We start from the raw sequence: 17,553 nt of genomic DNA, 5'->3' as shown, positions 1-17,553 counted from the left end.
TAAAACCATTAGGATTTAGGTTCTGTAACATTTTGTTCTTTTTTAGAACCACCGAACCAACCTGCTAGAACAATAATCAACATTACTGCCCAGAAGATAATCTTCCAAGTTGTTGAGTGTGGGAAGTCGTGAGGAATAACACCTATCGCATCATGCGCTAGTGTTAAGACCGCAAGTTTTACACCTACCCAGCCAACTATGACAAAGGCTGCAACTTCAAGTGATGGTCTTTTTGCAAGTAATTCAACAAAGTAGTTCGCGAAGAATCTCATGATAATGACACCTATTAAACCACCGATTAACATGACTGTATACTGACCCGCATTAACACCAAAGAAATCTCCACCAACAGCCGGTAAAGCAAGTGCAATTGCTGCAGCTGCTAAGATAGAATCTACTGCAAAGGCAATATCGGCTAACTCAACTTTTAACACTGTCATCCAGAAACCAGACTCTTTCTTATCTTTCTGTATCTCTGCAAGTTCTTCAGTTGAAGTATTTGATTTCTTCTTAATTTCGATTAAGTGTGATATTGACACATAGAACAAGTAAAGCGCACCTAAAGCTTGTACCCACCACCATTGTACGAGCCAAACAAGTAATAAAATAGCAATAACACGGAAAACAAAGGCTCCTAAAAGGCCGTAGAACAAGGCTTTCTTACGTTTTACAGGCTCTAAATGTCTAACCATTACTGCAAGTACAACTGCATTATCCGCAGCAAGTAGTCCTTCTAAACCTACTAAGACGATTAAAACCCATAGGTATTCTAATAAAACCGCTGTATCCAAAATAATTCCTCCCATATTAAAATATTTCAAACACAAAAAGAGACCTATAACAGTGCCTAGACTTTGGCCTAAGCTCTGTTAAGGTCTCACGATACAATATTATATATTGCTCAGTACACCGGGATTACTCCGTAGTGACGACGCACTGATAGTTTCCTATTCGTTACTCCCCTTATAGAAGGTTCGTCTTATGTGTTTGTTAATTCTTTTATAATATATGCTATCTACTGTAAAAAGTAAAGTTATTTTTATAAAAGACTATATAATTTAATCTCAGGATACTTCTCACTGAACCAACGCATAGCAAAATCATTTTCAAAAAGGAAGACCTTATTGTCATAGCGATCATATACCAAGTTCGCTCTTGGTGAATGCATCGCATCTGTAATATCTTCTTCATTCTCTACCCAACGCGCAATTTTCTTACCGATTGGTTCCATAATTATATCCGTATTGTACTCATTCTTCATACGATGTTCGAAAACTTCAAACTGAAGCTGACCAACAGCACCAAGTATAGGCTGATTTGTATGCATTGATTTATAATATTGAATTGCACCTTCTTGAACGAGCTGTTCAATACCTTTATAGAAATGCTTTTGCTTCATCACGTTTTTAGCAGTGACTTTCATAAAGATTTCAGGCGTAAATTGTGGTAAATCTACATACTCACGTTTTTTGCCATTATACAAAGTATCACCGATTTGATAGTTACCTGTGTCATATAGGCCAATTATGTCACCTGCATAGGCTTCATTAATCGTTTCTTTATCATCAGCCATAAACATTGTAGCTCTGGTAATCTTAGATTTCTTTCCGGTACGTGCAAGCGTTCCGTCCATACCTCTGGTAAATTTCCCTGAGACAATTCTCATAAAGGCTAGGCGGTCACGGTGTCTCGGATCCATGTTCGCTTGAATTTTGAAGATAAAACCAGAAAACTCATCATCTTGAGGCTCTACTGTTTGGCCTTCTGTCGTTTCACGTCCCGTAGGTGCTGGTGCAAAATCTACATAAGTGTCTAAAAACTCTTCAATACCAAATGTTGATAAGGCTGAACCAAAGAATACTGGTGTTAAATCCCCACTGGATATCTTAGCTGGGTCAAATTCATCACCGGCTTCTTCAACCAACATAAACTCTTCAAGTGAGGCTTGAAAAGCTGAGTCCTTCGAAATATCGTGTGGTTCTGTTAACTCATAATCCTCATTTAGTGCTAATTGACCTTCTTCTCTAAATGGATTGATTGTCTTCGTCCGACGGTTGATAATACCGAAAAAGCTTTGTCCCATACCAATTGGCCAAGTCATTGGGTACGTTTCTATATCCAATGTCGATTCAATTTCTTCTAACAACTCAAAAGGCTCCTTACCCACACGGTCGAGCTTATTAATAAATGTGAAAATTGGTATACCACGCATTTTACAAACTTTAAATAGTTTTAAGGTTTGAGGTTCAATCCCTTTTGCAGCATCGATTACCATGACAGCCGAGTCAACTGCCATCAAAGTACGATACGTATCTTCTGAGAAGTCTTCGTGTCCTGGTGTATCAAGGATATTAATTTTATAACCATCAAAATCAAATTGCATGACAGAACTCGTCACACTGATACCACGCTCTTGTTCGACTTTCATCCAGTCACTTGTTGCAAATTTCCCCGTCTTTTTACCTTTTACAGTTCCGGCTTCTCTAATCGCACCACCAAAAAGCAATAACTTTTCTGTTAGCGTTGTTTTCCCAGCATCCGGGTGAGAAATGATTGCAAAAGTTTTTCTCTTATTAATTTCCGTTTTAATATCCATTTTAATCTCCTTAAATCTTGCCGATTGCTAAGCCAATTTCGTTGGCAATTTCACTACTTTCCCTCTCATCCATAAAAGAAAAAAGATGTAACATCGCTTCTTGTTCAATTTCATTGGCCGTCATATCCTTTTCTATTTTCATAGCAAAGGATAGGTCAGGTATGCTTATGATATAATTCATTTCATCTAGAACAACATATACACTCATTGTTATACCATTAATCTTAATCGAGTGTTTTTTCATAGTCATCGCCTTTGTATTTTCTGTATGCTGCGTCTAGGGCAATAAGATCGTCTCTATGAGGCATTTTTACATAATTTTCGACAATTTGATAAGGTTCTCTTCCTTTACATGCCAAGACAATAGTATCACCGGGTTTAGCAATATCTACAGCGTGAATAATACCTGCTTCACGGTCTGTATAAGATACGAAGTTTTCATGCGTCGCACCTTCCTCTAAGAGCTTAACCAGCATTTTTGGATCATCATTAGCTGGATTATCAGGCGTAAAGATTGCATAGTCTGCTAAGGTTGCAATCTCTCCCATTTCCTTAGCTTTTGTATAATCTCGTTCCCCTGTCATACCCACCAGACAGATCAACTTGCCATTTGCAAAAGGTTGAACTGTATTAATCACTTTTCTTAAGGCATCGGGCGTATGTGCAAAGTCAATGATGATATTGATTGGTAATGTCGGATCTAGCACTTCAAGGCGACCTTCAACAGGCTTCATTCCAGGTACTGCTTGTAGTATTTGTTCAAAAGAATAACCTTGTAACCATTCAGAAATAATCGCGCACATCAGATTTTGTATATTATAGTCACCGACAAATGGAGAGTTCACTTGATACTGTCCTTCGGGTGTATTCAAAGTAAAATTAAACCCTTCTAAACTCCCCTCTATATCAGTAGGGTAAAAATCTGCTGTGTCATGCATACCGTAAGTAATTGTTTCAAATGGCGTCATATCTTTATAGACATTTGACCAAGCATCATCATCGTTTAAAATGACATATTTATGTTTTTTAACATCTTGGCCAAGCTGTGAGAATAAAAGTCCTTTAACATAGCCGTATTCGTCCATACTATGGTGAAAATCTAGGTGGTCTTGAGTCAGATTGGTAAACACTGCGATATCAAAATTGATTCCAAACGTTCGCCCGAGCTTTAAACCATGAGACGAAACTTCCATCGTAAATACTTCTGCGTCACTATCACTCGCATCTTTTAGACGTTTGTGTAATCTAGTTGTCTCTGGTGTAGTATTGACGGAATTCGTGTGGATATCGTTTATCATAAAACCATTGGTTCCAAGATAAGCGCTTTTTTTACCTAAAGCCATGCTCAAATTATGAATCATCGTGGAGACTGTTGTCTTGCCGTTGGTGCCTGTTACACCTATCATCGTCTGTGTTTCGTGTGGGAAGTCATAAATATATTCAGAGAACAGGGCTGCTGTTTTAGCTGGATCCTTTACAATTAATAACCCTACATTGTCTGGTAATTCAACATAGCGATCTGACACTATAAAACGACACCCTTTGTCAATTGCATCCTCGACAAAAGATAAACCGTCCGTTACATGTCCTTTAAGCACAACAAAGACTGAGGTCTCGTCCACTTCTCTTGAATCTGTTGTTATATCTGTTACAACATCAGGAAAAGTACCATGTGTTTTTTTAACTTTTATTAGAGATAGAAGCATTGTTGTTTTCATTTCAGCTTACCACCTTTCAACTTAAATAATTATACATGAAAATTGACGCTTATAGATAATATTATATAGATTTTAACAAAAAACAGGCTAAGCAAGCTGCTTAGCCTATTCCAATCAGTGACCGTTTTCAATTATGGATTTTTTTGTGCCTTTTTCTCTTTTGCCGCGTCTCGTCTTTCCTTACGTCGAATCAAGATAATACTTACTTCATAGAGTAGTATCATCGGTATTAAGGTAACAAGATGGGTAAAGACATCAGGTGGTGCAATGAGTGCTGTAATTACCATCAAGATAAAATAAGCATATTTACGCATAGATGTCATTACATCAACACTCAAGAGTTCAATATGATGAAGGAACATTGCAACAACTGGCAATTGGAAAACAAGTCCAAAAGGTATTGTTGTAATAAGTAGAAACGACATGTACTCATCAGCAGTCACAAGTACGTTAAAGTTTTGCTCTCCCATTTCAATTAAGAAAAAGTAACTTAAAGGATGTACAATAAAATATCCAAAGGCTAAACCAATACAAAATAATATAAGCATGACTGGTAAGGAACCTTTTAGAAACTGCGTTTCCTTATCAACAAGTCCCGGTCTCATAAACTGCCATAAAAACCAACAAATGAATGGTATTGAGAAACCAATACTAATTGCACCTGATGTTCTAAGATAAAATCGAATTACTTCAAATGGTCCTAAAACAACGATATCCGCACCTTTTGAAACGACCGGAAACCACCAACCAACAGTAGAAAATATGATTAAGAACATAGCAAATATAACTAAGGCTGACTTAATGAGTACACGTCTTAAGTCTTCAAGATGGTCAGTAAGCGGTGCATAAGGGTCTTCTTTAGTTACCTTTTTGCGTTTTCTGACTACCTCTTCTTCAGTATGTTCTGTCACTTCCCGCTTCTTTCGACTGTCCTTGTTTTCTGGTTCCATTTGACATCACCTAACTTCTATTCTAAGCGTCCGCCGTCTTCAGCATATCTAATTATACCTTCTGCACAACGATATGCCAATGCCCCAACAGTAGCTGTTGGATTATAACCACTATTATGTTGGAAATTACCGGCACCCACTACGAATAAATTGTCACGGTCCCAATGTTGTAAATAATTGTTTACAACACTGTTGTCAGGGCTCGCACCCATAGTAGTACCACCGGTGTTGTGTGTCGATTGATAAGGGACAATATCGTAATCGCCTAATTCACCATCTTTAAGTATTTCTTTAGCGCCCATTTCTTCTAAAATTTCCGCACAACGTTCAACTAAAAATGCTGAGTTATTTTCATCTTGTTCTTTAAAGTTATAAGTCAAACGAACTAGTGGTACACCGTAGGCATCATTGTAATCTTCATCCATGGAGAGATAGTTATCTCTGTGCGGCAGTGTACATCCTTGTCCTTGAACACGTAGTGTACGAGTATAATTGTGTATTGAAGCTTCTTTAAATTCTTCGCCCCATGATGGAGTGCCTTCTGGCACAGTGTTACTCAATATTGGTCTCGCACCTGTTTGTGTAATGGCAATATTACCACCATGTAAGAAATCTAAATCAGAATGATCAAAGTTATCTCCATTGTAGTTGTCTAGAGCCATACCAAGTGCACCAGCACCCATAAATGTGTTGAACTGTTCGTCAAAGAATCCAGATGCACCGCCGAAGATTTGATAACAGTAGTTACGACCCAGTGTACCTTCACCAGTTTCTGGATCATACTGTTCACCGATGTCTGACACTGCTAACAATTTATAATTGTTGAACACATAACTTGTTAATGCAACAACATCTGCTGGTTGAATAAATTCTTCCCCAGTGATAGTATCGACAAATTTCACACCAGAAACCTTGCTATCATCATCTTCATCAGTGATAATTTCAACAACATTTGCATTTAAGCGTAAGGTAAAATCATCACTCTCTTGTGCCTTTGGAATAACTGTAACTTCAGGAGTAGATTTAGCTCCATACTCACAACCGAAACGTTCACAGAAGGCACAATACTGACAGGCATTAATTGTTTGACCATCTGGGTTTTCATACTGTTCACTTAAGTTTGCTGAAGGCATCATGATTGGATCTAGTTCTAATCCTTTAGCCGCTTCTTCAAACATTTTTAATGTCTTAGACTTAAGCATTGGCGGTGTTGGATATGGTTCAGAGCGATGTCCACCAAGAGGGTTTTCTTCACCTGAGATACCAGCAGTTTTTTCAAAAGTATTGAAGTAAGGCTCTAACTCATCGTAAGTGATACCCCAGTCTTCAATTTGGTATCCTCTTTCATCTTTTAGTTTTTCTGCACCGTATCTTTCTTCAGTCATGGAACGAATTTCAAAGTCATAAGGTAAGAATCTCCATGTCTGACCATTCCAGTGCGTACCTGCCCCACCAAGGTTTTCTCCTAATAAGAATGAACCTTGTTGACGCATTGGCAGTGCTTTTTCATCAGGGCTGTTTCTAAATGTTAGTGTTTCTTTAGAAATGTCCTGCATTAACTCATAACGTACTGCATATTTTAGTTCATCATGCACGTGCTGGTAGTCTTCAGTACCACGTTTAACTCCACGTTCTAATCCAACTACGCTTAAGCCTGCTTTAGTCGCTTCTGCTGCAATAATACCACCAGTCCAGCCTACACCGACCGTTACTACATCTACTTTATCTAAAGTTGTTGCCATAATTTATCCCCCTATAAATCTATATATACTTAACTTTTAATGTCCCATACCATATACAGGTAATGGTTCAATTTCATGGAATTCATCATCTTCGATATATTGAATATATGACATTTGGTGGCCAGGGAATTGCTTCATCTTCCAGCCTGCCATGTCTCTATTTCCTCTGTAGACTGGATCTGCATAAGCACCTTCGATTGTGGCTGAGCGTAGCATAGTAAAGAAATAGCTACTTGTCGCTGTATGACTTGGTACATCGAACTCAACATTACCTTCTTGGAAGTCAGTTAAGATTTCATCCATTTGTCCAGCTTCTAAATCAGCAAAGTTTGCATCATGTCTACTGTTTGCTTCTTCATTTAATTTTCTAATACCGAGCATGAAATAGTCTCTTCGATTAAGATTAGATTGATAACCTTGAGTCGGTAGGGCCTCTTCGAAAGGACCTTGCATGTATTCTTTTGAGTTAAAACCATATTGACCCATTAGTTGTCCATCTAAATAGTAGGCACATCCTAGTTCTTCTGCACCTGGCCCTACGTCACTTTCTGGGAAAATTCTTTCCATTGCTGCTGTGACTGTATCAAAATCAGTGTCATTGTGGAAAAACATTCTTGCGTTGTCAGTCGTTCCACCGTTAGAACCTGATGATTCTTCCGAGGCTGTCTCTTCTGAAGTTTGACTCTCAGAACTTGAGGAATCGTTTAAGTTAAATCCTACAAGCCCACCTAAAAGTGAACCTCCAATAATTCCACCTGTTGCTGCACCGGTTGTCTTTAAGAAGTCCCGTCTAGAGAATTCTTTTTCACTACCTTTTTTATTCGCCATTTTAATTCCCCCTCAAAATTCATGTACATTACTTAATACTTCTTATTAACAAAATTTTACTCCTCATTTACTGATAAGTCTAGAGTCTTTAAGAAATTAAAATAATTCCAATTTAAGCCATATTGATTAAAAAAATAATGTATAATAAGATTAAATCAATAGATTATTATCTATACTTAAAGAAGGCGGTGAAAATTTATGTCATTTTTTAATCTACTAACGTGGAAAAATAATCATATGGATCTGCGTTACGTCACAGATGAACTGCATGGAAATATTAAAATTAATAAGCTATATGTGGATGGTCGTGATGTTGACATGAACAAGGTCAATGAAAAGTATGCTTCAAGACTAATGGATGCACAAAGAAAAATCACTTCTTATAGAATCCTCATGCTCGTATTATTTACTTTAGTCGTATTTATGCCTGCACTTCTACTTAGTGTCATTCAAGCGAATGTCTTACTTATTGGCGGTATCATTGTCTACACAATCGTTGCCTACTTCCTTGTTGAAGCAGTAAACCAAGTCGAAATTAACAAAGTGCTCTATGAAATTGATAACGATGAAGAAATCCATGTACAACACTAAGGTTGTACATGGATTATTTTATTCTTTCCCTTTTGCTGTATTTAAATGTGAAATCTCTCCAAATAACTTGGTATCTGTAAAATTGACTTGAGATATTTTTTTACCTGCTGCAATAAATACAGTCTTCTTATTTAAAGTACATCGTAACCACCAGTAGCCATCATTCTCGTATAATTTATCGAAGTAGAACTTCATATTTTTTCTTGTAATCCCTAATCTTTTTGCCTTTACTGAAGGATAATCTCTTATGTTAATTGGATATTTAGTTAAAAATCCACCGCTCCAGAGCCAAGCTTGCTTATAAGTTTTTGGACTCACATAGATAGCTAGTGGGTTAATTCCAGTGCAGACAAAATTTCTTTCCCCCACTATAAACCCATATTTTTGAAATTGGATATGAAGGTGACTGGCCATAGCTACGTTATCGTAATTCGTATTACTTTGATATCCTATAATGTCCCCTTGTTTAACTGACTGGCCTATTTTGACTGAAAGTGGTCGTTTTAGATGACCATAAATCACCTGGTAGCCAAGGTTCTTATTAGCAATCACTACGGTACCACCAAAATTTCCGAAGTCACTCGTACCTGAAGTGACCACACCATCAAAAACTGCGGGAATCGGTGCTCGGTCATATTTGGCTAAATCATATGCTCTGTGATACCCTCCACAAAATTGATCGTAATTGTAACCCCTCACAGTGTAATTTCTCAACCCCCAAACACCACTTTGATAACGATTTGGATCGGATGTCACTGTAAATCCCTTATTAATAAGATATGCGATTGGATTCATTTGTTTGCCTCCTTATGTGTTCTATTACTTATATCGTTTGAACAAATAGAAAAGACAAAAAAGCAGGAAAATCTCTATAGAGACCTTCCTGCTTTTTAGTTAAGTTAAGCTTTATTTGAGATGTCACTGAGCATTGTATCTTTAAGATTCTGACGATATCTCCAAATATTTTGAATGATTGTCTTAATGACAGCATAGGTTGGAATCGCAACTAAAATTCCTATGAATCCTGCGATATTACCTGCTGCAAGGACAATTGTAATTACAGTTAATGGGTGTAGAGCAAGCGACTGTCCCATAACATTCGGTGTAATCAAGTTACTTTCAATTTGTTGAGCCACAAGCGTAATTAGTGATACCCAAATAAACATAATTGGATCTTGTATTAGGGCGAGTAAACCTGCAGGTATAAATGCAACCCAAGGACCAACGAATGGTACGATGTTCATGAATAAGGCAAAAATTGCTAGTAGTAAAGCATAATCAAGACCGATTAGTGTATAACCGATATATAAAATTACACAGAGTATAGATGATACTAGCATCTGACCTTGGATGAATGAACGTAATGTTCTGTCAATGTCATATAAAAGCTCAATTAAGAACTGCTTAAATGTCCCAGAAAATGGAGAAGTGACTGATGGAATGAATTTTTGGTGGTCCTTCAACATAAAGAAGAAGAAGAAGGGTCCAAGAACAAGCATCAATAGCACACTCACTGTACTTGAGACAATTGAAATCGCATTTGATACAAAACCACTTAGCATATTTGTACCAACATCTAATGCATCTTGAGTAATCGACTGTAGATCAATATCAAATGGCAAACGATCTCTTTGACTGAGTAAGTAATTTACTGTGTTTTCAACTTCACGTTGTAAAATAGGTAAACGTGAAACTAGATTTTGAATTTGTTCTGTAACCATCGGAATGACGGTTAGAGTTACTATTGCAATAACAATTAAAATAATGATGAATATAGAGAGGATACTTACCAACCTATTGGCTTTCCTCTTCTCTAAAAATCGCTGTATTGGTTCAGTAATATAGTATAGCATTCCCCCGATTAATACCGGGAAGAAGATCGTCATAATTATCGTTAAAAACGGCTCAAATATTACTTGAACCTGCATAATTAATAAGATAATGACAAAAGTAATTATGAGTGCTATACCACTTTGGAACCAAAGTTTATTAGTCATAAAGCGGCACCTCTAACCTTAGAATGTGTTCATATTGTATCACTGTTATATAATATTTCCTACTAAATTGAAAGCTTAAACTAAATACATGTTATCTTAATACATAAGTTGGTAATATACATGAGTAAGGAGGAAATTATATGGATAAAACACCAGGGAAAGTTCATACAGTTTCTATCGAGTCTAGTGCTTGTAATGAAACTTTTGATGTACAGTACTACCTACCTAAGTCTTACTCTGACCTTTATAAGTATAATGTCATTATAACATTTGATTCACAAGATTTTTTTAAATATGGTCAGATAGAAAGATTGATTGAAAAACTAGAAAAAACAGAGGAAATTGAACGCACAATTATTGTAGGCGTGCCATATCCTTCTGTTGAGTGGAGAAAACATTATTTCAACCCTAACGGAGAACACCATGAAAATTTTGTAACATTTGTTGGACGAGAATTAAATAGTTTTATAGATAATCATTTCTCAACTTTAAAAATGGCAAACTCCAGACTGCTCATGGGTGAAAGTTTAGCAGGTAGCTTTAGTTTATCCACTGCTTTAACTTATCCGAATACCTTTGGCCAAGTACTTGCCTTCAGTCCATTTGTAGATGACGAATTTATAAACCGTTTCAAGGATAATATGAATTTAATAAATTTAAATATCTATCATACTATCGGTTTAGAAGAAGATGATTTTACAACGATTATGGGCGAACAAGCAGACTTCTTAACACCGAATAGAAAGTTAAACGCAGTCCTAGAAGAAGAACCATTAGAATACGAGTACAAGGAACTCGAAGGTGGGCACATCTGGAAGACTTGGAAGCCGGAATTAAAAAATGTGCTGTTATACTTTTTCCAATAGAAAACGTATACATTTTTTTTCTGAAAGTGATATACTTGAAACATATCGTTTAGGGAGGCATTTTAAATGAAATTTGGAATCGCACTTTTTCCTTCAAAAAAACTTCAAGACACTGTAAACCAATATCGTAAACGCTACGATTCTAGATATGCATATATCGCACCACATATTACAGTAAAAGAAGCTTTCGAAGCTGAAGAACATGAGAAACCGCAAATTGAATCATTTATTAAAAGCGTTGCGGCTCAACACAAACCAACTGAGATCGAGATTAAAAAAGTTTCTAGCTTTGCACCAACAGCTCAAGTAATTTATTTTAAGGTCGAGCCTAACGAAATACTAAATTCTATCCATGAAGCCTTTAATAATGGAGATTTTTATGGTGAAGCAACTCACCCATTTGTCCCTCATTTCACATTGGCTCAAGAGGATACGACACAAAAATTCGAAGATGTATATAGTCACCTAAAAATGATTGGTATTGAGCACAGTGAAGTGCTAGATAAGATTAGTCTCTGTGTCCAACTTGACAACGGAATTTGGCATGTTACTGATACATTCAAACTTGGTGAGTAATTTATATATAAAAATAACCTGGAAATCAGTTAAGACTTCCAGGTTATTTTTTATGCCATGATGTGATAACCACTATCAACATGTACGACTTCACCAGTAATACCACTAGATAAATCGCTAAGTAAGAAGGCAACCGTGTTACCCACTTCAAGCTGATCTACATTACGACGTAACGGTGCACGTTGTTCAATCTCTTTAAGGATTGTTTTAAATTCACCGACAGCTGATGAGCTAAGTGTACGTATTGGTCCAGCAGATACCGCGTTAACACGGAATCCTGACTCTCCTAGGTCATATGCTAAGTAACGAACGTTAGCATCTAGGGCAGCCTTAGCAACACCCATAACGTTATAGTTAGGCATTGCACGCTCTCCACCAAGATAAGTCATTGTAACTAGGCTTCCACCTTCATTCAGGATACCTTTAGAGTGTTTAGCTACACTTAATAGTGAATATGCACTGATATCTAAGGCAAGTTTGAAGCCTTCTCTAGAAGTTTCACTGATGCCACCTTGTAGTTCATCTTTATTTGCGAATGCGATAGCGTGAAGCACACCATCAATTCCACCCGTTTTTTCACCGATTTCCTTGAAAGCTTGTTCGACGTTCTCATCATTTGATACATCACACTCAACGATGATGTCGTGGTCACCTTCTAATTCTGTAAGTAATTTATCAATTTCTTTTCTAAAGCGTTCACCTAAAATAGTGAATACTAACTTTGCACCCATTTTGTCTAGTGCACGTGCAGCACCCCAAGCAATACTTCTCTTGTTGGCAACGCCCATGATTACATATGTTTTACCTGATAAGTCCATTAAGAACTCCTCCTAATTCATCCCTAGTATTAGTACCTACTACTAATCTACATTTAATTAGGTCGGAATGCAAGAAATATCACTATAATAAACTTGCCATAAAGACATTTGCTAAGGCGAAGTATATCAATAAGCTTATAATGTCGTTTGCTGTTGTAATGAATGGTCCACTCGCAATTGCTGGGTCAATACCCGCTTTGTTCATTACCAACGGTACAATCGTTCCGATAATTGTCGCGACTGACATTGATGCGAGTAGACTTCCACTTACGATAATTCCTAGTATAGGTTCCTGGTACATCACAATAATAATTAAGAAAATAACGACACCACAAACTAAACCTGTAAGAAAACCTGAACCTAATTCACGTCCGGCAAGCTTCATCTTACTGGACTCTTTAATTTCCCCTGTGGAAATACCACGTATCGCAACAGCGAGTGACTGTGTCCCGGTGTTACCTGCCATCCCTGAAATTACAGGTATAAAGGCACTTAGGAGTACAACCTTAGCAAGCGTGTCTTCAAAGAATGAAAGCATCCAAGCTGTAATCATTCCCATGAAGGTAAGCCCTATAAGCCAAGGCAAACGCTTTTTAGCTGTCATTAGTGCTGTGTCCGATGTACTTTCATTATCACTCATACCGGCAAGTCGAGAGTAGTCTTCTCCAGCCTCTTCGTGAATAACGTCCATGATGTCATCGGCTGTGATGATACCGACTAAATGATCTTGGAAATCCACAACCGGTACGGCAAGGAAGTCATAATCTCTCACAATTTGAGCAACTTCTTCTTGGTCATCAGAAATACGAACGGAAACGACACGTTCAGTCATGACATCTCCAATGTAATCATCATCATCTGCGACAATCAATTCCCTTAAGGAGATAATACCGACTAAATGATTGTCTTGATCGACAACGAATAAGTAGTAAATCATCTCTTTGTCGGGTGCCATTTCTTTGATGTGTTTCATAGCTTCTCTTACTGTCATCAAGGTATTTAAATTGATGATTTCAGTAGTCATGATACCACCGGCGGTATCTTCCTCGTAGTTCATTAAGCCCCTGATTTCTTTAGCATCATCTTTATTCATCAATGATAGATAGGTTGTCATTTTCTCACGAGAGATTTCATTTAAAATATCAACTGCGTTATCGTACTGCATAGCGCCAATGATATGGGCTGCATATCTTGCATCAATTTGGTCAAATAAATCTTCATACTCATCTGGTTCTAACTCCAGGTGATCGAAGAAATCCCCCACTTCTTCAGGGCTTAGGAATTTATAAAGGTTTTGCTGTTCTTCCTCGCTTAAAGTTTGAAAGATTTCACTTTGTTCATAATTGTGAAGATCTGTAAAAAGTTCTCTAAATCCATCTAAGTTCTCTTCACGAAGGTAAACCTCTATTTGTTCTCTTAGTGCTTCAAAATCAATATCCATTTCTTCTCTAGACATCTCTTATACCTACCCTCATTAATTCTTTAAGAAATAAATGAATCATGCACACGTTGCCAAAATGGAAATGGTCTAAAGCGTGCAAATTTTATTTTTTCTTCTGCAACAGAATACTGTATTGACTTTACACCTCGGTGTACGAGATTAATATGGTCAATCGTCATCTGGTATTCTTCACTATTCACTGGCCTTACATTGACAAAATGATGTTTTGGTAAGACAAGCGGTGAGCCCACCGTTCTGAATACCCGATTATTAATCGATGCAATTTCAGTCATTTGAACAGCTTCTATAGATGGATGAATAATTGCCCCGCCTAATGCCTTGTTGTATGCAGTGGAACCAGAGGGCGTGGAAATACATAAGCCATCACCTCTGAATCTTTCAAAATGACGATTTCTAATTTCTACGTCCATGACTAGAGTGGAACCATTCGTCATCCTTAAAGTCGCCTCATTTAAAGCGAGGTACTTAGTTTCCATACCGACTGACTCATAATGGATTAATACTTCAACAAGTGGATATTCTACAGTTTCAAACTCATCATTCTTTAAAGCGACAATTAAACGCTCTACTTCATCTTGACCCCAATCTGCATAAAAACCTAAATGTCCAGTATGAACACCGACAAATGATACATCACTGACAATATGTTGGTAGCGATGGAAAGCTTGTAAAAGTGTGCCATCGCCACCGACAGAAATGACAATTTCCGGTGATTCTTCATCGAAAACCATGTTCATACCAAGCATATAATTCATCATCTTATCAGTCAGTGCGTTAGATTTAGTATCTCCTTTAGAGACAATTGTAAATTTCATAAGGTCACCTGATTTCATTAGATATTCCGCTTTTTAGAAAAATATTTCTGTGCTTCTTGGACTTCTTCTCTGATTTCAGACATTTCTTTATCCAGTAAGTATGCCGCTTCTGCAGCATTCTGCAATCTATTTTTAATTTCAGGAGGATACTCCCCTGAATATTTGTAATTCAATGTATGTTCTATGGTTGCCCAAAAGTTCATCGCTAATGTACGAATTTGAATTTCAGCTAATATTTTAATGCGTCCATTCACACTTTCGACTGGATATTCAATTATTATATGGTAAGAACGATAACCGCTCTCCTTAGTGTTTTCGATATAATCTCTTTCCTCAATAACGCGCATATCGTTTCTCGAGCGAATATGTTCGGTAATCACGTTAATATCATCCACAAACTGACACATGATTCTTATACCTGCGATATCGTACATCTGAGCCCTTAAATTGTCATAGGGTATATTTCTTGTACTGGCTTTTTCGATAATACTTTGCACCGGTTTAACACGTGAAGTGACAAATTCAACAGGTGAAGATTGACTGGTAATCTGATAGTCTTTCCTGATTCCTTTTAACTTAATTTTAAGTTCTTCAACAGCCTGCCTATAGGGTGCTAAAAAAATACTCCATTCTTCCATTCATACCTTCCTCCTTACACCCGTTCATTCATACTTTTCTACTCTAACGGTATTAATTTTACCATATCAAACGAATTCTTCTATATGTAATCTGTTTGCTTTACACCTTAAATATAATTGAGCATAATACTGATTAAGGAGTGATTACTTTGTTTGAGAAAGAAATAGAGTTTAAGAATATACTTCTAGAAGAAGAATATAAGCAAATTAGAGCATCACATTTTAACGATGAAACTCCACTTATACTAGATAATTACTATATAGATGATAATAAATTAACACTCATCAACAGCTACTTAATGCTGAGAATCAGAACACAAGACCATAACCAGATCATGACCTTAAAAGTACCAGAAAGTGCACATACTGTCTTAGAATATTCTGGGCACGTCAACTTTAATTTATTAGATGATTCACCGCTTAATCAAGATGATATTCCGGCCAACATAAAAGATAAACTAGAAGCTTTAAACATCAGTATAGAAGGTCTTAGAATTCAAGGTAATCTAAAAACGGAGCGCCTAGAAAAACCATATCGTAGTGGCCTACTCGTCTTGGATAAGGCTGACTACCTCGGCCAAACGGACTATGAGCTCGAATTTGAAGCACCTGATACAGCGAGTGGCCAAGCAGATATTACACATATCCTTAACAAATATGGTATTGTACGACGAGAAGAATCTGTGAAGAGTGCACGTTTCTATGAGGTACTAAAACGTCAGAAAGAGGGAATTTAATGCCTTTAGTCTATAATATTATCGGTCAGGAAAAATTATATGAGATGATTGATATCTTTTATGATTACGTTAGTAAAGATGACCGCATCAACCATCTCTTCCCAGATGACCTATCAGAAACAGCTTATAAACAAAAGCTCTTTCAAACTCAATTTTTAGGCGGACCCAATCTCTACAATGAAACATATGGACATCCGATGATGAGAGCCCGCCACATGCCATTCAAAATCACACCGAAAGCAAGAGAAGCTTGGTTAGAAAATATGAATCAAGCAATAAAAGATGTCGGTATTGATGAAGAAATACGTGAGTATTTAATGGCTCGTTATTCACTAACAGCAAACCACATGGTAAATAGTGAAGACTGATTGAGTGCATATAATATAGAGGTGAAAAAGCGTGAGCAAAAATAATAGTGATGAGCTCTTCTTATTTGAGCAGTCGAATCACTCGGTCGAAATATTTTACTTTTTCGATCCGTTCTCAAATGAATGTATTGCGATGGAGCCGATAGTTAACAAATTACTTATAGAATATCGTGGTCACGTAACAATTAAAAAAATTCTCGCCCCGTCTCTGTCTGTGTTGACTAAATGCCAGGCACAGTCGACTTCTAGTGAGGATAATGTAGCGCTCGCCTATAAAGCTGCAGAAATCCAAGGACGCTCTAAAGCGCGTGCGTTTATACGTTATATCTTTAATCGAATCAATCCATCAAACACAATTTGCAGCAAAGAAATGATAGATGATTGTGCACGTCTATCCGGTATAGATTTATCTACTTTTCATGAAGATTTGCATTCACCCACACTAGATGCGATGTTGAAATATGATTTAGCAGTATTCAGAGAAATGGATATCGAATCCTTGCCTTCAATGGTATTCTTTTCAGGAGATGAGCACACAGAGGGTGTAAAAATTGAAGGCGCCTACCCTTACCATATTTACACATATATTATTAATGAACTGATAGATGTTGAGATTGAGAAGAAACAATTGCCAAGTATTATTGATTATATTCGTGCGCATGAACTTGTTAGTTTTGAAGAACTAAAAACAATTTTTGAATGGCGAGCAGGTTTGTTACTCAATGAATTGAAAAAATTAAGATTGCAGCGACTCATCGAAGAAATAAATGTAGACAGTCAATCTTATTACCAGATTAAATCACCAGTTAAATCCATTAAAACAAAGTCTTAATTCAATATTAAATTTAAAT

The 17,553-nt window shown here is 37.0% G+C and carries 19 protein-coding genes; 6 read left to right on the top strand and 13 right to left on the bottom strand.

All coding sequences use genetic code 11. The features are described from left to right. Window positions 1-8 precede the first annotated feature (8 nt). The 7 genes from V6E76_RS05505 to V6E76_RS05475 all read right to left on the bottom strand — a co-directional run bounded on the left by V6E76_RS05505 (window position 9) and on the right by V6E76_RS05475 (window position 7,834). Window positions 9-791: a TerC family protein gene (locus V6E76_RS05505; protein WP_247350540.1), complete on the bottom strand. Its 783-nt coding sequence runs from the start codon at window positions 789-791 to the stop codon at window positions 9-11. 248 nt (window positions 792-1,039) lie between these two features. Beyond that, a complete protein-coding gene (locus tag V6E76_RS05500) occupies window positions 1,040-2,596 on the bottom strand; it encodes a peptide chain release factor 3 (protein WP_247350537.1) in 1,557 nt (518 codons plus the stop codon). Window positions 2,597-2,606: 10 nt separating this feature from the next. Then, window positions 2,607-2,840 carry a YueH family protein gene (locus V6E76_RS05495; protein WP_499797721.1) on the bottom strand — a complete coding sequence of 78 codons (234 nt, stop codon included), beginning with the start codon at window positions 2,838-2,840 and terminating at the stop codon, window positions 2,607-2,609. Beyond that, the gene (locus tag V6E76_RS05490; protein ID WP_247350531.1) at window positions 2,821-4,314 is read right to left on the bottom strand and encodes a UDP-N-acetylmuramoyl-L-alanyl-D-glutamate--2,6-diaminopimelate ligase; all 1,494 of its coding nucleotides are present in this window, start codon (window positions 4,312-4,314) and stop codon (window positions 2,821-2,823) included. Before V6E76_RS05490 ends, V6E76_RS05495 begins: the two co-directional genes overlap by 20 nt. A 131-nt stretch (window positions 4,315-4,445) precedes the next feature. Beyond that, window positions 4,446-5,264: a twin-arginine translocase subunit TatC gene (gene tatC, locus V6E76_RS05485; protein WP_247350529.1), complete on the bottom strand. Its 819-nt coding sequence runs from the start codon at window positions 5,262-5,264 to the stop codon at window positions 4,446-4,448. 17 nt (window positions 5,265-5,281) lie between these two features. Beyond that, entirely contained in the window at window positions 5,282-7,006 is a 1,725-nt protein-coding gene (locus V6E76_RS05480; RefSeq protein WP_247350511.1) for a GMC family oxidoreductase, read from the bottom strand. A 36-nt stretch (window positions 7,007-7,042) separates the two neighbouring features. Continuing rightward, window positions 7,043-7,834: a gluconate 2-dehydrogenase subunit 3 family protein gene (locus V6E76_RS05475; RefSeq protein WP_247350508.1), complete on the bottom strand. Its 792-nt coding sequence runs from the start codon at window positions 7,832-7,834 to the stop codon at window positions 7,043-7,045. Between the two features lie 198 nt (window positions 7,835-8,032). Between V6E76_RS05475 and V6E76_RS05470 the strand changes: the two genes are divergently transcribed. Further along, window positions 8,033-8,425, top strand: coding sequence for a hypothetical protein (locus V6E76_RS05470; protein ID WP_247350506.1), 393 nt, complete (start codon window positions 8,033-8,035; stop codon window positions 8,423-8,425). Window positions 8,426-8,443: 18 nt separating this feature from the next. On the opposite strand, the gene V6E76_RS05465 is transcribed toward V6E76_RS05470, so the two are convergent. Both V6E76_RS05465 and V6E76_RS05460 read right to left on the bottom strand, forming a co-directional pair. Then, entirely contained in the window at window positions 8,444-9,220 is a 777-nt protein-coding gene (locus V6E76_RS05465) for a M23 family metallopeptidase (protein WP_247350503.1), read from the bottom strand. 104 nt (window positions 9,221-9,324) lie between these two features. Continuing rightward, entirely contained in the window at window positions 9,325-10,422 is a 1,098-nt protein-coding gene (locus V6E76_RS05460) for an AI-2E family transporter (RefSeq protein WP_247350501.1), read from the bottom strand. Window positions 10,423-10,562: 140 nt separating this feature from the next. Here V6E76_RS05460 and V6E76_RS05455 point away from each other — a divergent pair, with 140 nt between their 5' ends. Together V6E76_RS05455 and V6E76_RS05450 are read left to right on the top strand one after the other, a co-directional pair. Continuing rightward, window positions 10,563-11,288, top strand: a complete 726-nt coding sequence (locus tag V6E76_RS05455; RefSeq protein ID WP_247350499.1) for an alpha/beta hydrolase-fold protein — start codon at window positions 10,563-10,565, stop codon at window positions 11,286-11,288. 66 nt (window positions 11,289-11,354) lie between these two features. Continuing rightward, window positions 11,355-11,864, top strand: a complete 510-nt coding sequence (locus V6E76_RS05450; protein WP_026867423.1) for a 2'-5' RNA ligase family protein — start codon at window positions 11,355-11,357, stop codon at window positions 11,862-11,864. A gap of 50 nt (window positions 11,865-11,914) precedes the next feature. Here the strand turns inward: V6E76_RS05450 and fabI are convergent, their stop codons facing one another. From fabI to yjbM, 4 genes are all read right to left on the bottom strand, one after another. After that, a complete protein-coding gene (gene fabI / locus V6E76_RS05445) occupies window positions 11,915-12,682 on the bottom strand; it encodes an enoyl-ACP reductase FabI (RefSeq protein WP_247350483.1) in 768 nt (255 codons plus the stop codon). 82 nt (window positions 12,683-12,764) lie between these two features. Further along, a complete protein-coding gene (gene mgtE, locus V6E76_RS05440; protein WP_247350480.1) occupies window positions 12,765-14,138 on the bottom strand; it encodes a magnesium transporter in 1,374 nt (457 codons plus the stop codon). A 26-nt stretch (window positions 14,139-14,164) separates the two neighbouring features. Further along, a complete protein-coding gene (locus V6E76_RS05435) occupies window positions 14,165-14,959 on the bottom strand; it encodes an NAD kinase (protein WP_247350463.1) in 795 nt (264 codons plus the stop codon). Between the two features lie 17 nt (window positions 14,960-14,976). Next, window positions 14,977-15,597, bottom strand: coding sequence for a GTP diphosphokinase (gene yjbM, locus V6E76_RS05430; protein ID WP_026867419.1), 621 nt, complete (start codon window positions 15,595-15,597; stop codon window positions 14,977-14,979). Window positions 15,598-15,746: 149 nt separating this feature from the next. On the opposite strand from yjbM, the gene V6E76_RS05425 reads away from it, so the two are divergent. Genes V6E76_RS05425 through V6E76_RS05415 form a run of 3 tightly spaced genes read left to right on the top strand, consistent with a single transcriptional unit; the run spans window position 15,747 to window position 17,534 of the window. Further along, entirely contained in the window at window positions 15,747-16,334 is a 588-nt protein-coding gene (locus tag V6E76_RS05425; RefSeq protein WP_247350455.1) for a CYTH domain-containing protein, read from the top strand. Then, window positions 16,334-16,702, top strand: a complete 369-nt coding sequence (locus tag V6E76_RS05420) for a globin domain-containing protein (RefSeq protein WP_247350436.1) — start codon at window positions 16,334-16,336, stop codon at window positions 16,700-16,702. The genes V6E76_RS05425 and V6E76_RS05420 overlap by 1 nt, the downstream gene beginning before the upstream one ends. A 31-nt stretch (window positions 16,703-16,733) precedes the next feature. Continuing rightward, window positions 16,734-17,534 carry a DsbA family protein gene (locus tag V6E76_RS05415; protein ID WP_026867416.1) on the top strand — a complete coding sequence of 267 codons (801 nt, stop codon included), beginning with the start codon at window positions 16,734-16,736 and terminating at the stop codon, window positions 17,532-17,534. The last annotated feature ends 19 nt before the right edge of the window (window positions 17,535-17,553 follow it).

The sequence above is a fragment of the Jeotgalicoccus huakuii genome (assembly GCF_036665975.1).
Lineage (GTDB): Bacteria > Bacillota > Bacilli > Staphylococcales > Salinicoccaceae > Jeotgalicoccus > Jeotgalicoccus marinus.
Note: the sequence above shows the minus strand (reverse complement) of the source record. Positions and strands in the feature narration are given on the sequence as shown.

What these genes read in the sequence shown, in the direction of transcription:
- V6E76_RS05500 (WP_247350537.1), bottom strand. Translation starts at nt 2,596, where the DNA reads ATGGATATTAAAACGGAAATTAATAAGAGAAAAACTTTTGCAATCATT.
- V6E76_RS05495 (WP_499797721.1), bottom strand. Translation starts at nt 2,840, where the DNA reads ATGAAAAAACACTCGATTAAGATTAATGGTATAACAATGAGTGTATAT.
- V6E76_RS05490 (WP_247350531.1), bottom strand. Translation starts at nt 4,314, where the DNA reads ATGAAAACAACAATGCTTCTATCTCTAATAAAAGTTAAAAAAACACAT.
- tatC (WP_247350529.1), bottom strand. Translation starts at nt 5,264, where the DNA reads ATGGAACCAGAAAACAAGGACAGTCGAAAGAAGCGGGAAGTGACAGAA.
- V6E76_RS05480 (WP_247350511.1), bottom strand. Translation starts at nt 7,006, where the DNA reads ATGGCAACAACTTTAGATAAAGTAGATGTAGTAACGGTCGGTGTAGGC.
- V6E76_RS05475 (WP_247350508.1), bottom strand. Translation starts at nt 7,834, where the DNA reads ATGGCGAATAAAAAAGGTAGTGAAAAAGAATTCTCTAGACGGGACTTC.
- V6E76_RS05470 (WP_247350506.1), top strand. Translation starts at nt 8,033, where the DNA reads ATGTCATTTTTTAATCTACTAACGTGGAAAAATAATCATATGGATCTG.
- V6E76_RS05465 (WP_247350503.1), bottom strand. Translation starts at nt 9,220, where the DNA reads ATGAATCCAATCGCATATCTTATTAATAAGGGATTTACAGTGACATCC.
- V6E76_RS05460 (WP_247350501.1), bottom strand. Translation starts at nt 10,422, where the DNA reads ATGACTAATAAACTTTGGTTCCAAAGTGGTATAGCACTCATAATTACT.
- V6E76_RS05455 (WP_247350499.1), top strand. Translation starts at nt 10,563, where the DNA reads ATGGATAAAACACCAGGGAAAGTTCATACAGTTTCTATCGAGTCTAGT.
- V6E76_RS05450 (WP_026867423.1), top strand. Translation starts at nt 11,355, where the DNA reads ATGAAATTTGGAATCGCACTTTTTCCTTCAAAAAAACTTCAAGACACT.
- fabI (WP_247350483.1), bottom strand. Translation starts at nt 12,682, where the DNA reads ATGGACTTATCAGGTAAAACATATGTAATCATGGGCGTTGCCAACAAG.
- mgtE (WP_247350480.1), bottom strand. Translation starts at nt 14,138, where the DNA reads ATGTCTAGAGAAGAAATGGATATTGATTTTGAAGCACTAAGAGAACAA.
- V6E76_RS05435 (WP_247350463.1), bottom strand. Translation starts at nt 14,959, where the DNA reads ATGAAATTTACAATTGTCTCTAAAGGAGATACTAAATCTAACGCACTG.
- yjbM (WP_026867419.1), bottom strand. Translation starts at nt 15,597, where the DNA reads ATGGAAGAATGGAGTATTTTTTTAGCACCCTATAGGCAGGCTGTTGAA.
- V6E76_RS05420 (WP_247350436.1), top strand. Translation starts at nt 16,334, where the DNA reads ATGCCTTTAGTCTATAATATTATCGGTCAGGAAAAATTATATGAGATG.